Below are 13,987 nucleotides of genomic sequence, written 5' to 3'. Positions count from 1 at the left end.
GAGGTCAACCCAGAACCCCCGCCATCCGCCCCAGCTCCGCGCAATCCTGCGCGTGCCAGTCGGTCAGCTCGGGCCAAGGGTTCTCTGGCAGGTTCACCAATGCGCTGTGCGCGCCGGCGGCGCGGGCGCAGTCGAGGTCGAAGCGGTAGTCGCCGACCATCAGCATTTGCTGCGGCGCCACGTCCCAGCGCGCGGCCAGGCGCAGCAGGCCGTCCGGGCTGGGCTTGGGGTCTGCCTCGCCACGGCCGAGAACATCCTCGGTCAGGAAGCAATCACCGATGCCAATCGCAGCCAGCGTGATCAGCGCCAGCTCATGGGCATTGCGGGTGAGGATGCCCAGGCGGTAGCCGGCGCCATGCAGCGCCCGCACCAATTCGACCGCGCCAGGGGCAGCGGTGGAAGCCACCGCCAGCTCGCGCTCGTGCTCCAGCAGCCAGGCATGCTTGGCTGCCGCCTCATCCTCCGGCAACGCGGCCAGGTGGGTGAGGATGTCGTGCTCCTGGGGAATCCCCAGGGCCCGCTTGATTGCCGGGAAATCATGCACCGCCAGGGTCAGGGTGCCGTCCATGTCGAACACCCAGTGGCGGATGCCTTCCAGCGTCATGCCCAGTCCTCGCGGCGGCGGATCAGGCCTTCCTGGGTCGAGGAGGCGACCAGCTGGCCGTCACGGTTGAAGATGCTGCCGCGCACGAAGCCGCGGCCATTGCCGGCCCACGGACTGTCGATGGCATAGAGCAGCCACTCATCCGCGCGCAGGTCACGGTGGAACCACACGGAATGGTCGATGGTGGCGACCTGCATGTCCTTCTGCCACACCGAGCGGCCGTGGGGCAGCAGGGAGGTGGTGAGGAAGCCGAAGTCCGAAGCATAGGCGAGGATGTACTTGTGCAGCGCCGGGATGTCCGGCAGCTTGCCGTCGGCGCGCAGCCAGAGGTACTTGATCGGCTCGCCGACCTCGGGGTCGTACGGGTCGTTCTCGGTCACCGGACGGATTTCGATGGGCTTGGGGTAGAGCAGCTTGTCGCGGATACGCTCGGGGAACTGCGCAGCGCTGCGCTTCTTCAGTTCCTGATCGGTCGGCAGATTCTCCGGGCCGACCACGTCGGGCATGGCGATCTGGTGTTCGAAGCCTTCCTCGTCGGTCTGGAACGAGGTGCTCAGGGCGAAGATCGGCTGGCCTTTCTGGATCGCGGTGACGCGGCGGGTGCTGAAGGTGCCGCCGTCACGCACACGGTCAACCTGATAGACGACCGGCTTGCTGGCGTCGCCCGGGCGCAGGAAGTAGCCGTGCATCGAATGCACGTGGCGCTCCGGCTCGACGGTCTGGCTGGCCGCCGACAGCGCCTGGCCGAGTACCTGCCCGCCGTACAGCTGGCGGAACCCGAGGTCCTGGCTCATGCCGCGGAACAGGTTCTCTTCGATCTGCTCCAGGCTCAGCAGAGCCACCAGGTTGTCCAGGATCTGGGTCATGCGCGTTGTTTCCTCAATTGCGGTCTTGCTGAAGTGGGAGTCGGCGTGGCGACGGATAAGCGGGAAGACTGCTGAGGCGTTCGTCCCAGACCGCGCGGCCGATGGTGAAATGATAGAGGCTGACCGGGCAGTCCGGACCACCGCCGAGCAATTCGTCCAGTGCCGGGTCGAAATAGCAGCCGATGCCGGTGCCCGACAGGCCCGCCGCCTCGGCTTCCAGGTAGAGCAGTTGGCCGACCTGTCCGGCTTCCCAGTACAGGCGCGGGTAGGTCCACGCGCCCTCGGTCAGCGCGGCATCAAGATCAGCCAGCATGGCGAAAGCGACGCAGCCGTCGCTGGCGATGTCCTGCCCGCAGGAGAGGAACGCCGACAGCCCGCGTGCGTCGCCGGACAGCAGGCGGTATAGCGGCACGCCGCTCTCCTCCACGCTCTGCCACAGGTAATCCTCGCGCAGCCCGCCCGCCTCGCGGCCGCTGCGGCCCAACCAGTAAAGGCCCGGCTCCAGGCCCTGGACGCGATGAACGAACAGCAACAGGTCGATGCGCGTCGGCTCGCCGCTGCAGGCGAAAGGCACGGGCGAGCATTCGGGCATCAGGCGGCGCAGCCAGGCATACAACAGTTCGGCGTGAATGCCGCTGCGGCCGTCCATGGACTGCGCGCTGCGCCGGCGATGCAGGATCGGTCGCAGCGGCAGGCCGGGGTTATCCACAACCGTCTCAGGCTTCGGTGCGGACCAGTCATGGCCCGGCAGTGCGGGTGCGCGGCACAGCTGGTGCACCCGCTCCAGCTCCGGCCAGTGGCGATACTCCCGCGACAGCCGATTGGGCGTGCCGGCCAGGGGCAGCCCTGCAAGGCCCTTGAGCAACGTGCCGGGCAGTGGAAACTCGGCAGGCTGTGCCGGGCCGATCCACAGCAGCGCATCGGCGAACTCGTGCTCGCTGAAGCCATCGCGGTCAAGGCCGATCAGCGTATCCAATTGCGCTTCGGCGACGCCGCGCAGCAGACGCACTTCCCAGCCCTGGATCGCCGCGGCGATGCCGAGACAGGCCAGCGCGTGGCCGAGGTCGTGATTGCAGTAGCGGTAGGCACGCTCGCCGTACTTCCAGGCCTCGCGCCAGGGAATGCTCGCCAGCGCCAGCAGGAACCCGCCGGCGGGCAACGCATCGTCGAGCTTTTCGGCCAGCGGCGCGGGCAGTTCGGCGCGCACTTCCAGCACATGTTCGTCGGCGCTGTAGTGCGCCAGCAGCGCGGCGTTATCCACAGCCCCGGAGGGCAGCAGCAAGTAGGCCTCGGTCGGGTGCAGGTTGCCGCTCGACGGATTGACCCGCAGCGCCCAGCGGCTGCCGCCGGCGTCCTTCCAGGCCGACAGCGCCAGGCTGTCGTAGAGCAGTTGCGAGACGCTGGCGAGGTTCAGCGGCGCGGGCGCACCGAGGGGCCCCACGAACACCTGGTCATACCCTGGCGACTCTTCCTGCGGCCGGTGCAGCAGCTCGATGCAACGTGCCCCGGCATAACGGCGGAAGGCGGCCGGCTGGGTCGCCCAGTCGAGCTGGCCGGGGCCGGGGGCGAAGCGCTCCGGGCGATGGCTGCTCAGTTCGTGATAGGCGCGCACGCCTTCGCTCGGCGTCATGGGCGAGGAATCCGATAGAGCACATGCAGGCGCAGCGGATGGCCTTGCGGCAGGCGCGGATGCTCGAAGTCACCGGCTTCATCACGCTGCATCCCCAGGCGCTGCATCAGCCCCTGGGACGGCAGGTTGGCCGGCACGGTGAAGGCCACCACTTCCTCCAGCCGCAACTGCTCGAAGGCGAAGGCCAGCGCCGCGCGTGCCGCCTCCAGCGCATAACCCTGCCGCCAGTAGGCCGTGTTGAAGCGCCAGCCGATCTCCACCGCAGGAGTGAACGGCGCCTCAAAGGACACCCGCTGCAGGCCGAGCACGCCGATGAACGCTCCATCCTCGCGGCGCTCGACTATCCACTGGCCGAAGCCGTGCTCATCGAAATGCTTGAGGATGCGCGCGGCCAGCAGGTCGCTGTCCTCGCGGCTCATGCAGGCGGGGAAGTGGCGCATTACCTCGGCGTCGGCGTTCAGCGCAGCGAAGGACACCAGGTCGTCATGGCGCCACGGCCGCAGCAGCAGGCGCTCGGTGGTCAGGCTGGGAAAATCCATGGGAATCATCGCGGATCAGCAAAGGTCTGCATGATACCCGGCGACGGGCCTGTAGGACGCAATCCGTCAGACGAGGCGCAATCGATTCAGCAGGAAAGGCCCTCATCTGGTATTTTTCTCCTACCTTCGCTGTCGGTCACTGCCTTGACCGTGCTCACGCAGACAGCCGCGCCGCCATGGCGCACCGCAAAAAAGACCAAGGAACTCCCATGACGACCTCCACCACCGGACTGCAACGCAGTACGGCCCTGGTGCTTTTCGCATTGGCTGTCGGCGGCTTCGCCATCGGCACCACTGAATTCGCCACCATGAGCCTGCTCCCCTACTTCGCCCCGGCGCTGGGCATCGATGCCCCCACCGCCGGCCACGTGATCAGCGCCTACGCCCTGGGCGTGGTCGTCGGTGCGCCGCTGCTGGCGGTGCTCGGCGCGCGGTTGCCACGGCGTACCCTGCTGGTGCTGCTGATGGCACTGTTCGCCATCGGCAACGGCCTCAGCGCCCTGGCGCCGACCTACCACTGGATGCTGCTGTTCCGCTTCATCAGCGGCCTGCCCCACGGCGCCTACTTCGGCATCGCCGCACTGGTCGCCGCCTCCATCGTGCCGCCGCACCGGCGCACCGTGGCGGTCGGGCGGATGTTCCTCGGCCTCACCGTCGCCACCATCATCGGCGTGCCGCTGGCCAACTGGCTGAGCCAGGCCGTGGGCTGGCGCTGGAGCTTCGCGCTGGTGGCCGCACTCGGCGTGCTGACCATGATCTGCGTACGCGTCCTTGCGCCCTACTCGCCCGCCGAGCCGGACTCCAGCCCGCTGCGCGAGCTGGGTGCGCTCAAGCGCGGCCAGGTCTGGCTGACCCTGGGTATCGGCGCCATCGGCTTCGGCGGACTGTTCGCGGTGTACACCTACCTGGCCGACATCCTCGGCGCGGTGACCCACGTTTCGCCGAGCATCGTGCCGCTGATCCTGGCGGTGTTCGGCATCGGCATGACCCTGGGCAACCTGTTCATCCCGGTGCTCGCCGACCGCGCCGTGATGCCCACCGCCGGCGGCCTGCTGGTGTGGAGCGCGGTGGTGCTGGCGATCTTCCCGTTCACCGCGGGGAACATCTGGGCCATCTCGATCTGCGTGTTCTTCGTCGGCTTCGGCGGCGCCCTGGGTACCGTCCTGCAGACCCGCCTGATGGACGTCGCCGAAGACGCCCAGGGCCTGGCCGCGGCGCTGAACCACTCGGCCTTCAACTTCGCCAATGCGCTGGGCCCGTACCTCGGCGGCTTGGCCCTGGCGGCCGGCTACGGCTGGACCTCGCCGGGCTGGGTCGGCAGCCTGCTGGCCATCGGCGGCTTCGTGCTGTGGTCGGTCTCGGTGGCCACCAGCCGCAGCGCGCGACGCGACGCCGCCCTCTCCAACGAAGGCTGAAAACGCGGGCTCGAATGAAAAGTGGCCGGCGCAATGCCGGCCCTTTCGTCTGCGCGCTGCGCCGACGTACCCTGTGCAGCACATTCCCGATCCGCCGACGCCATGCCGCTGCCCCTGGTCTACCACGACGACTACAGTCCGCCCTTCCCGGACAACCATCGCTTCCCCATGGAGAAGTTCCGCCTGCTGCGCGACCACCTGGTGGACAGCGCCCTGGTGAAAGACGCGCAATTGCTGCGCCCGGAACTGTGCCCGACGGACGTCCTCGCCCTGGCCCACGACCGCGACTACATCGAGCGCTATTGCAGCGGCGAGATGAGCCGCGAGGAACTGCGCCGCCTCGGCCTGCCCTGGACGCAAGCGCTGGCGCGGCGCACGGTGCGTGCGGTGGGCGGCTCGCTGCTCAGCGCGGAGCTGGCACTGAAACACGGACTGGCCTGTCATCTCGCCGGTGGCACCCACCATGCGCACCACGACCATGCCTCGGGCTTCTGCATCTTCAACGACCTGGCAGTGATCAGCCTGTACCTGCTGGAAAGCGGCAAGGCCAACCGCGTGCTGATCTTCGACTGCGACGTGCACCAGGGCGACGGCACCGCGCGCATCCTGGAAAACGTACCGGACGCGGTGACGGTGTCGTTGCACTGCGAGAAGAACTTCCCCGCGCGCAAGGCGCAGAGCGACTGGGACATTCCCCTGCCACTGCACCTGGGCGACGGGGAGTACCTGAAGGTGGTGCAAGAGGCACTGGACTACCTGCTGCCGCTGTACCAGCCGGACATCGTGCTCTACGACGCCGGCGTGGACGTGCACAAGGACGATGCCCTGGGCTATCTGCAGCTCACCGACGCGGGACTGGCGGCGCGCGACGAGCACGTCATCCGTCGCTGCCTGTCCAGCGACATCCCGGTGGTGGGCGTGATCGGCGGTGGCTACGACAAGGACCGCCACGCGCTGGCCCGGCGCCACGGCATCCTGCACCACAGCGCTGCGCGGGTGGCGCGCGAGTTTCAGCTGGACCGGTAACGCGAGTTGTTGGTGTCCATGCGCATCGGCAGGCGTTGCTGCTCCCAGCGCGCCAGCTCATGGGCGGAGAACCCCAGGAGCGCGGCCGCACGCGACCGGGCATCGTCTTCGTAGTGCTTCTCGCAGAAGCGCATCACCTGCTCGGGCACGTGGTGCTGCAGCAGCTCCTGCGCGCGCAGTGGCCCTGCATATTGCAGGTAGCGTGGCAGCAGGCGGCTCCAGTTGGTAAATACATACAGGTTGTGCAGCGCGATCTGGATCGACAGCAGCTCCAGCACGCGTTGTTCGAACTTCACCTTCGAACCCTGCAGATTCTTGTTCAGGCGCACCACCATATGGGCCACCGCCTCGTTGAGCAGCGCGCGGATTTCCTCGCTGGGGAGGCTGCGGATGACAATATCGAGGCCATTCACCCGCACGCGGGTGTCGCTGCCTTCCACCCATAGGTGGGCCTCGTGGGAGCGAAGGTAATCACGGACTTTCATCGACAGTCGGACCAAGGTTGCAAGAGGCCCGCATGCTGATGGATTCACAAAAGCGCCAACATCGGCGCAATCCCTATCCCCTGTAGGAATTCTCGCAACCCCTATCCATCAGGGATCAGAACGACTGTTCCGCGCCTTCCGGGGTTTTCCACGACAACTGTGGAGCGGCCTGTGGATAAGCTGCGGGAAAGCGGCTGACGCGCCCGCCCCCGCCGGCTCCGGGCCAGCTGGACAAAAAATGAGCAACCGGCGCGCAGTGCCGCTGCGCTAGAATTGCGCCCTTTCCCGCCCTCCTTCGCCTGGCCCCCTGCATGACCGATTCCCGCCCGCTCGCTTCCCGTACCGCCCTCGTCATCGGCGGCGGCCCCGCCGGCCTGATGGCGGCCGAAGTCCTGGCCGGCGCCGGCGTGCAGGTGGAGCTGTTCGACGCCATGCCCTCGGTCGGGCGCAAGTTCCTGCTGGCCGGCGTAGGCGGCATGAACATCACCCACTCCGAGGAGCGCGAAGCCTTCCTGTCGCGCTACGGCCAGCGCGCACAAACCCTCGCGCCACTGATCGACGCCTTCGACAACCAGGCGCTGTGCGCGTGGATTCATGGCCTGGGCATCGAGACCTTCGTCGGCACCTCCGGCCGCGTGTTCCCCACCGACATGAAGGCCGCGCCGCTGCTGCGCGCCTGGCTCAAGCGCCTGCGCGAAGCCGGCGTGGTCATCCACACCCGTCACCGCTGGCTGGGTTGGGATGCCAATGGCGCGCTGTTGATCGACGGGCCGCAAGGCCAGCTCAGCCTGAGCGCCGACGCCAGCGTGCTGGCCCTCGGCGGCGGCAGCTGGCAGCGCCTGGGCTCGGACGGCGCCTGGGTGCCACTGCTCGCCGGGCGCGCTGTGGATATCTCACCGCTGCGTCCGGCCAACTGCGGTTTCGAAGTGGCCGGCTGGAGCGAGTTCTTCCGCGACAAGTTCGCGGGTGCGCCGGTCAAGCCGGTGGCGCTTTCGCTGGCCGGGGGCACGCCGCGTCAGGGCGAGTTCGTGGTCACCGCCGGCGGCATCGAAGGCAGCCTGGTCTACGCGCTGTCCTCCGGCATCCGCGAGTGCATCGAGCAGACCGGCAGCGCCACCCTGTACCTGGACCTGCTGCCCAATCGCAGCCTGGAACAGGTCGCCAAGGCCATCGCCCAGCCGCGCGGCTCCAGGTCCATGGCCAACCACCTGCGCGGTCGCCTGGGACTGGACGGCGTGCGCGCCGGGCTGTTGCGCGAGTTGTCCACAGCCGCCGACTACGCCGATCCACAGCGTCTAGCCCAACTGATCAAGGCGTTGCCGCTGACCGTGGTGCGCACCCGCCCGCTGGATGAGGCCATCAGCAGCGCCGGCGGCGTGACCTTCGAGGCGCTGGACGAGCAGCTGATGCTCAAGGCACTGCCGGGAGTGTTCTGCGCCGGCGAAATGCTCGACTGGGAAGCACCCACCGGCGGCTACCTGCTCACCGCCTGCTTCGCCAGCGGTCGAGCCGCCGGGCTTGGCGCGCTGAAGTGGCTCGAAGCGCAGGGCTGAACCCTGCCAAAACTGGAACCATGGTGCTAGATTCTCGATTCCCACCCAGGAGTCGCCTGCATGCCGCTGACCTTCCGCCGCGCCCGTCCCGATGATGTCGATGCCGCCATCCCGCTGATCTACAGCTCCGGCCCCGACGCCTTCGACTATGCCTTCGCCCGCCCCGGCCGCAACAGCGCCCAGGACTTCCTGCGCTACGCCTTCGCCCAGGGCAGCGGGCAGTTCGGCTGGCGCCAGCACTGGGTCGGCGAGCAGGACGGCCAGGTGGTGGCGGCCGGCACGGTATTCGGCGGCGAGGCGAACCTGGGCTACATGCTCGCGGCCACGCGGCAGATTCTCGGCTACTTCGGCCTGGGGTCGGCAGGGGTGATCCGCCGTGGTCTGCAACTGGAAAGGATCATCTGCCCGCCGCCCCGCAAGACCCTGTACCTCGCGCACCTGGGCGTCATGCCGACGCTGCGCGGCGAAGGCCTGGGCAGCCAGCTGATCGACCACTTCCTGCAGATCGGCCGCAGCAGCGGCCTGCCCATGGCGGCGCTGGATGTCTCCACGGCCAACCCCAAGGCCCAGGCGCTCTACGAGCGGCTGGGTTTCAGCGTGCAGGTGGAGCGCACCTCGACCCTGCCGGGCGTGGCCGGCAGTCGCTACATGCAGCGCCAGCTCTGAGTTAGACTCGCGGCCAGCCGCCCGCCAGAGGCAGCTCGCCCGCATCGAGGGCACCGTCGAGAAGCCTGCTCACGCATGAACCAGGAAGGTTGTCCCATGAGCACTGCCAGCGTTGAACTGAAAGTCTTCGTCCCCGCCCGCGATTTCGCGCTCTCCCAGCAGTTCTACAAGGACCTGGGATTCCTCTCGCCGTGGAACTCCGAAGAGCTCGCCTACTTCCACCATGGCGACCATTGCGCCTTCCTGCTGCAGAACTACTACGTCAGGGAATTTGCCGAAAACCTGATGCTGCACCTGCTGGTGGAAGACGCCGATGCCTGGTACGCGAAGGTCCGCGACTCCGGCCTCGCCGAGCGCTACGGCGTGCGCCTGGGCTCGCCGGAAGACCAGCCGTGGAAGATGCGCGACTTCACCCTGCACGACCCGAGCGGCGTGCTCTGGCGGATCGGGCATAACATCGACTGAGGCGTTCGCGCACGGTGCTTCCGTAGGAGCGGATTCATCCGCGATCCGGCCACGAGGCCGGCCTGGAAGCTATCGCGGACAAAGTCCGCTCCTACGCGATCTGAAATGCCAGCGCCGGCGTGTAAGGGTACGTAGGGCGCATAACCCGGAACGGGTTATCCGCCATAGCCACGACGGCGGATAACGCTGGCGCGTTATTCGCCCTACCAGCTTTTCGCGGGCATGGCCCGCTCCTACAGGTACCACCCCCACGGCTGGTCGGAGATGTACTCGGTTACCTGCTTCACCTCCAGGTAGTTCTCCAGCCCCCACACGCCCAGCTCGCGCCCGATGCCGCTCTGTTTCATGCCGCCCCAGGGCGCCTGGGTGAAGGTCGGCTGCGAGCAGTTGACCCAGACGATCCCCGCGCGCAGCCCGTCGGCCACCCGCGCCGCGCGCTGCGGGTCGCCCGACATCACCGCGCCGGCCAGGCCGAAGCGGCTGTCGTTGGCCAGGCGCAGGGCTTCGGTTTCGGTCTTGAAGCGCTTCACGCAGAGCACCGGGCCGAAGATCTCCTCGCGCCAGATCAGCGCGTCCTCGGCTGGCTCGTCGAAGATCGCCGGCTCGATGAACCAACCCTCGTCCAGTCCCGCGGGACGCTTGCCGCCGGTGAGCAACCGCGCGCCGCCGGCACGACCACGCTCGACGAAACCCAGCACCTTTTCGTGCTGCCCCTGGCTGACCAGCGGGCCGAGCAGCACGCCCGGCTTGAGGCCATTGCCGATGCTGATGGCGCGGGTCGCTTCCACCAGCCGCTCGATCAGGCGCGGGGCGATGCCTTCCTGCACCAGCAGGCGCGAGGTGGCGCTGCACACCTGGCCCTGGTTCCAGAAGATGCCGAACAGGATCCACTCCACCGCCGCCTCGACATCGCTGTCGTCGAAGACGATGAAGGCCGACTTGCCGCCCAGCTCCAGGCTGACGTTCTTGATGTCCTGGGCCGCCGCCGACATGATCCGCGAGCCGGTCGGCACGCTGCCGGTGAAGGCCAGTTTGTCCACACCCGGATGCTGGCTCAGCGGCCCGCCGGCCTCCGCGCCGAGGCCCGGCAGCACGTTGAGCACGCCCGCCGGCAGGCCCACGGCGTCCGCCGCGGCGGCCAGTTCCAGCGCGCTCAGCGGCGTCAGCTCGGACGGCTTGAGTACGCAGGTGGCGCCCGCCGCCAGGGCCGGTGCGACCTTCCACGCCGCCATCAGCAGCGGGTAGTTCCAGGGGATGATCTGCCCCGCCACGCCCACCGGCTCCTGGCGGATGCGGCAGCGGAAGCGCTCGTCGGGCAGCGCCAGCACCCGGTCCTGGCGCTGGTCCAGCTCCCGCGCCAGCTCGGCGTAGTAGCGGAAGCAGCCGATGGCATCGGCCACGTCCCACTGCGCCTCGGGCAGCGGCTTGCCGTTATCGCGCACCTCCAGTTCGGCCAGTGAGTCCTGGTTGCGCTCCAGCTCCCCGGCCAGCGCTTCCAGCCACTCGGCACGCTCGCTGCCACGGCTCTGCCCCCAGCCGCGATTGAACGCGGTACGCGCCGCGCGCACGGCGTGGTCGATATCTTCCTCGGTGGCCGCCGGCACTTCCTGCAGCGGCTGCCCGGAGGCCGGGTCGAAGCTGGTGAAGCGGCCACCCAGGTCCGGCCTGACCCACTGCCCGTTGATGTAGAGCTGGTCGCGCATCCTCGAGTCTCCTTGAAGGCGGCCCTCAGGCGGCCTGAACGCCGGTGCGGCGGTTCTGCAGGTAGCGGGAGGTGAACAGCAGCGCCAGCGAGGCGCAGATGATCACCGTGGAGATGGCGTTGATCTCCGGCGTGATGCCCCGGCGGATCGACGAGAAGATGTAGATCGGCAGCGTGGTCTCGGAGCCGGCGACGAAGAAGGCGATGATGAAATCGTCGAAGCTGAAGGTGAACGCCAGCAGGAAGCCGGCGAGGATGGCCGGGGCGATCTGCGGCAGGGTCACCCGCCAGAAGGTGTCCAGCGGCGGCGCGTAGAGGTCGGCGGAGGCTTCCAGCAGCGACTTGTCCATCGCCTCGACGCGGGTGCGGACGATCACCATCACCAGCGCCATGGTGAACAGCGAGTGCGCCGCCACCACGGTGCCGAAGCTCATGTTGAGTTTCGGCAGGCCGATGTCCAGCAGCGCCAGCAGCGGGTTGAGCACGTCGAACAGGGTGATGAAGGCGATCAGCGTGGCGATGCCGATGACGATGCCCGGCACGATGATCGCGCAGTAGGTCAGCGCGTCGAACAGCAGGCGCACGCGCTTGCCGACCCGCTGCAGGCCGAACACCGCGAGGGTGCCGAACAGGGTGGCGATCAGCGCCGAGCAGAGGGCGATCAGCGCGCTGTTGCCCAGGGCTTCCAGGATGAACGGGTTGTCGAAGGCGCGGCCGAACCACTGCACCGAACAGCACTGGAAGCTCAGCCCGCTGCGCCCGGCGTTGAAGGCGAAGAGCATGATCAGCGCGATGGGCGCGTAGAGGAACAGGTAGACCGAGGTGGAGTAACTGCGCAGCCACATGTCAGAGCACCCCGTCGTTGCGCGAGCCGCCGTAGCGGGCCACGAGTTTCAGATACACGCCGATGATCACCAGCATCATCGCCACCAGGGTCATCGCCACCGCGCTGCCGAACGCCCAGTTGCGCGATTGCAGGAACAGGTCGACCAGCGCGTTGCCGACGAAGAACACCTTGCCGCCACCGAGAATGGCCGGGATCAGGAACTCGCCCATGAGCAGGATGAACACCAGCATCACCCCGGTGATCACCCCCGGCGCGGACAGCGGCAGGGTGATCCGGCGGAAGGTTTCGAAGGCGCTCGCGCCGAGGTCGCCGGAGGCTTCCAGCAGACGCTTGTCGAGCTTCTCCAGGGTCACGTAGATGGGGAACACCATCAGCGGCAGGTAGCCGTAGACGATGCCGATCAGCACCGCGTAGGGCGTGTTGATCAGGCGCACGTCGGCGATGCCGAAGGTCTCCAGCAGCGCCGGGATGCCGCGACCGCTGAGCAGGAAGATCCAGGCGTAGGTGCGGATCAGGAAGCTGGTCCAGAACGGCACGATCACCAGCGTGAGCAGCAGCGATTTGTTGCGCCGCACCTTCACCGCCAGGAAGTAGGCCAGCGGGTAGGCCGCCAGCAGGCACGCCAGGGTGCCCAGCGGCGCGAGGGTCAGGGTGTTCCAGAAGGCCTGGGCGCGGGAGCCGAGGTTCAGGTAGTTCTCCAGCGTCAGCCCGCCGCCGTAGCCACCCACGGCGCTGCGTTCGCCGAAGCTGAAGACCAGGATGATCACCAGCGGCATGAGGAGCAGCAGCAGGAACCACAGGGTGGACGGCAACAGCAGCAGGAGCGTGACGCGCCGGCCGAGGCTTTTTGCGCGCGAGGCGCTGGGCGTCGCCTGGGTCTGCGGCAACGGGGCGCTGACAGCGATGTTCATGTTCGATTCCCTACGCATGGAACGGACCTTCGCGGTAGGGCGAATAACGCGCCAGCGTTATCCGCCGCATTCCGCACAAGCGCCAGAATTGCCGATCAGGCGGCCTTGAACCGCGCCATCAGTTCGGCGCGTGCCGGGCTGGTGAGGGTCGCCGCGGCGCCGAACTCCAGCGGCGACAGGCGCTCGGCCGCCGGGTACATGATCGGGTCGTCGAGCATCTCCTTGGAGAGCAGCGCATCGACGCGCTTGTCCCCGCTCGGGTAGCCGTGGGAGAGCACCTCCAGCTTGTTGTGCTGCGGGTCTAGCAGGTAGTTGATGAACGCGTAGGCGGCATCGCGGTGCTCGGCGCTCTTGGGAATGGCGAAGAAGTCGCTCCATATCTCGCCGCCTTCCTTGCCCAGCACGAAGGTCATGTCCGGGTTGTCGCGGTGCAGCTGGGAGGCATCACCAGTCCAGGCCATGGCCATCCAGGCGTCGCCGTTGCGCAGCGAAGGCTGGATGTCGGAGTTGATCGCGAACAGGTGCGGCTTGGCCTGGATCAGCAGCTTCTCAGCCTCGGCCAGTTCCTTCGGGTCCAGCGAGTTGAAGCTGTAGCCGTAGTACTTGAGCGCGTTGCCGATGGCGGTGAGCTGGTAGTCGTGGACGATGGTGCGGCCCGAGGCGCTGGTCAGGGTCAGGTCCCAGAACTGCTTCCAGGAATCCGGGCTGCCCTTCACACGGCTGGCGTCATAGACGATGCCGGTGGTGCCCCAGTTCTTCGGCACCGCGTAGACCTTGCCGTCCACCGTTCCCTGGGCCATGAAGCGCTCCTCGAAGGCCTTGGGGTCGAAGTTGGGGATGCGCGAGAGGTCCAGCGGCTCGATCAGCCCGAGCTGCACGTAGGTGCTGATGGTGTAGTTGGTCGGCACGAAGACGTCCCAGCCGCTGCCGCCGGCCTGCAGCTTGGCGAGCATCTCTTCGTTGGAGCCGAACACGTTCATCTGCACCCGTGCGCCGGTAGCCTTGGCGAAGGCATCGAAGTTCTCCTGGCTGTGGTAGTTCGGCCAGGTGGCCAGGGCCAGGCGGTCACCGATGTTGCTGCCTTCGGCCGCGTAGGCCTTGCCGCTGAGCAGGCCGGGAGTGTTGGCGGCGACCACCGCCATCGCCAGCCCGAGGCCGGTCTTGCCGAGGAAATCGCGCCGCGTGATGGAGCCGTTTTCCCAGCTGCGCATCGTCTTGATGAAGCTCTTCTTGTCCATCGTCACTCCCCGCCTGTCTGCTGATTGTCGTTATGGTTGG

The 13,987-nt window shown here is 67.6% G+C and carries 14 protein-coding genes; 5 read left to right on the top strand and 9 right to left on the bottom strand.

Annotated elements, in window-relative coordinates; all coding sequences use genetic code 11:
* Nucleotides 1–4: 4 nt before the first annotated feature.
* The 4 genes from IB273_RS16960 to IB273_RS16945 are packed head-to-tail and all read right to left on the bottom strand — an operon-like array spanning nucleotide 5 to nucleotide 3,639.
* Nucleotides 5–604 carry an HAD family hydrolase gene (locus tag IB273_RS16960; protein WP_192224596.1) on the bottom strand — a complete coding sequence of 200 codons (600 nt, stop codon included), beginning with the start codon at nucleotides 602–604 and terminating at the stop codon, nucleotides 5–7.
* Nucleotides 601–1,470: an acyl-CoA thioesterase II gene (gene tesB, locus IB273_RS16955; RefSeq protein WP_151189347.1), complete on the bottom strand. Its 870-nt coding sequence runs from the start codon at nucleotides 1,468–1,470 to the stop codon at nucleotides 601–603. Before tesB ends, IB273_RS16960 begins: the two co-directional genes overlap by 4 nt.
* Before the next feature lie 13 nt (nucleotides 1,471–1,483).
* Entirely contained in the window at nucleotides 1,484–3,100 is a 1,617-nt protein-coding gene (locus IB273_RS16950) for a nitroreductase family protein (protein WP_192224595.1), read from the bottom strand.
* A complete protein-coding gene (locus IB273_RS16945; RefSeq protein WP_081517218.1) occupies nucleotides 3,097–3,639 on the bottom strand; it encodes a GNAT family N-acetyltransferase in 543 nt (180 codons plus the stop codon). Before IB273_RS16945 ends, IB273_RS16950 begins: the two co-directional genes overlap by 4 nt.
* A 209-nt stretch (nucleotides 3,640–3,848) precedes the next feature.
* On the opposite strand from IB273_RS16945, the gene IB273_RS16940 reads away from it, so the two are divergent.
* Nucleotides 3,849–5,054 (top strand): MFS transporter, encoded by a 1,206-nt coding sequence (locus IB273_RS16940; protein ID WP_192224594.1) that lies wholly within the window; start codon nucleotides 3,849–3,851, stop codon nucleotides 5,052–5,054.
* Nucleotides 5,055–5,156: 102 nt separating this feature from the next.
* Entirely contained in the window at nucleotides 5,157–6,080 is a 924-nt protein-coding gene (locus tag IB273_RS16935) for a histone deacetylase (protein WP_081517216.1), read from the top strand.
* Here the strand turns inward: IB273_RS16935 and IB273_RS16930 are convergent.
* Nucleotides 6,065–6,565, bottom strand: coding sequence for a hypothetical protein (locus tag IB273_RS16930; RefSeq protein WP_167523257.1), 501 nt, complete (start codon nucleotides 6,563–6,565; stop codon nucleotides 6,065–6,067). The genes IB273_RS16935 and IB273_RS16930 overlap by 16 nt on opposite strands.
* Nucleotides 6,566–6,876: 311 nt before the next feature.
* On the opposite strand from IB273_RS16930, the gene IB273_RS16925 reads away from it, so the two are divergent.
* The 3 genes from IB273_RS16925 (at nucleotide 6,877) to IB273_RS16915 (ending at nucleotide 9,249) form a co-directional block, all read left to right on the top strand.
* A complete protein-coding gene (locus IB273_RS16925) occupies nucleotides 6,877–8,118 on the top strand; it encodes a TIGR03862 family flavoprotein (RefSeq protein ID WP_192224593.1) in 1,242 nt (413 codons plus the stop codon).
* A 60-nt stretch (nucleotides 8,119–8,178) separates the two neighbouring features.
* Nucleotides 8,179–8,784 carry a GNAT family N-acetyltransferase gene (locus IB273_RS16920; protein ID WP_192224592.1) on the top strand — a complete coding sequence of 202 codons (606 nt, stop codon included), beginning with the start codon at nucleotides 8,179–8,181 and terminating at the stop codon, nucleotides 8,782–8,784.
* Nucleotides 8,785–8,880: 96 nt separating this feature from the next.
* Nucleotides 8,881–9,249 (top strand): VOC family protein, encoded by a 369-nt coding sequence (locus IB273_RS16915; protein WP_192224591.1) that lies wholly within the window; start codon nucleotides 8,881–8,883, stop codon nucleotides 9,247–9,249.
* Nucleotides 9,250–9,482: 233 nt separating this feature from the next.
* Here IB273_RS16915 and IB273_RS16910 read toward each other — a convergent pair whose 3' ends face one another.
* From IB273_RS16910 to IB273_RS16895, 4 genes are all read right to left on the bottom strand, one after another.
* Entirely contained in the window at nucleotides 9,483–10,952 is a 1,470-nt protein-coding gene (locus IB273_RS16910) for an aldehyde dehydrogenase family protein (protein ID WP_192224590.1), read from the bottom strand.
* Nucleotides 10,953–10,977: 25 nt separating this feature from the next.
* The gene (locus IB273_RS16905; protein WP_192224589.1) at nucleotides 10,978–11,796 is read right to left on the bottom strand and encodes an ABC transporter permease; all 819 of its coding nucleotides are present in this window, start codon (nucleotides 11,794–11,796) and stop codon (nucleotides 10,978–10,980) included.
* 1 nt (nucleotide 11,797) lies between these two features.
* The gene (locus IB273_RS16900; protein WP_081517209.1) at nucleotides 11,798–12,709 is read right to left on the bottom strand and encodes an ABC transporter permease; all 912 of its coding nucleotides are present in this window, start codon (nucleotides 12,707–12,709) and stop codon (nucleotides 11,798–11,800) included.
* A gap of 95 nt (nucleotides 12,710–12,804) precedes the next feature.
* On the bottom strand, nucleotides 12,805–13,947 hold the full coding sequence (locus IB273_RS16895; RefSeq protein ID WP_081517208.1) for an ABC transporter substrate-binding protein: 1,143 nt from the start codon (nucleotides 13,945–13,947) through the stop codon (nucleotides 12,805–12,807).
* Nucleotides 13,948–13,987: the final 40 nt, after the last annotated feature.

The organism is Pseudomonas sp. PDM19, assembly GCF_014852215.1.
Lineage (GTDB): Bacteria > Pseudomonadota > Gammaproteobacteria > Pseudomonadales > Pseudomonadaceae > Pseudomonas.
The sequence above is the reverse complement of the archived record's forward strand: the minus strand, read 5'-3'. Positions and strand labels throughout refer to the sequence as shown.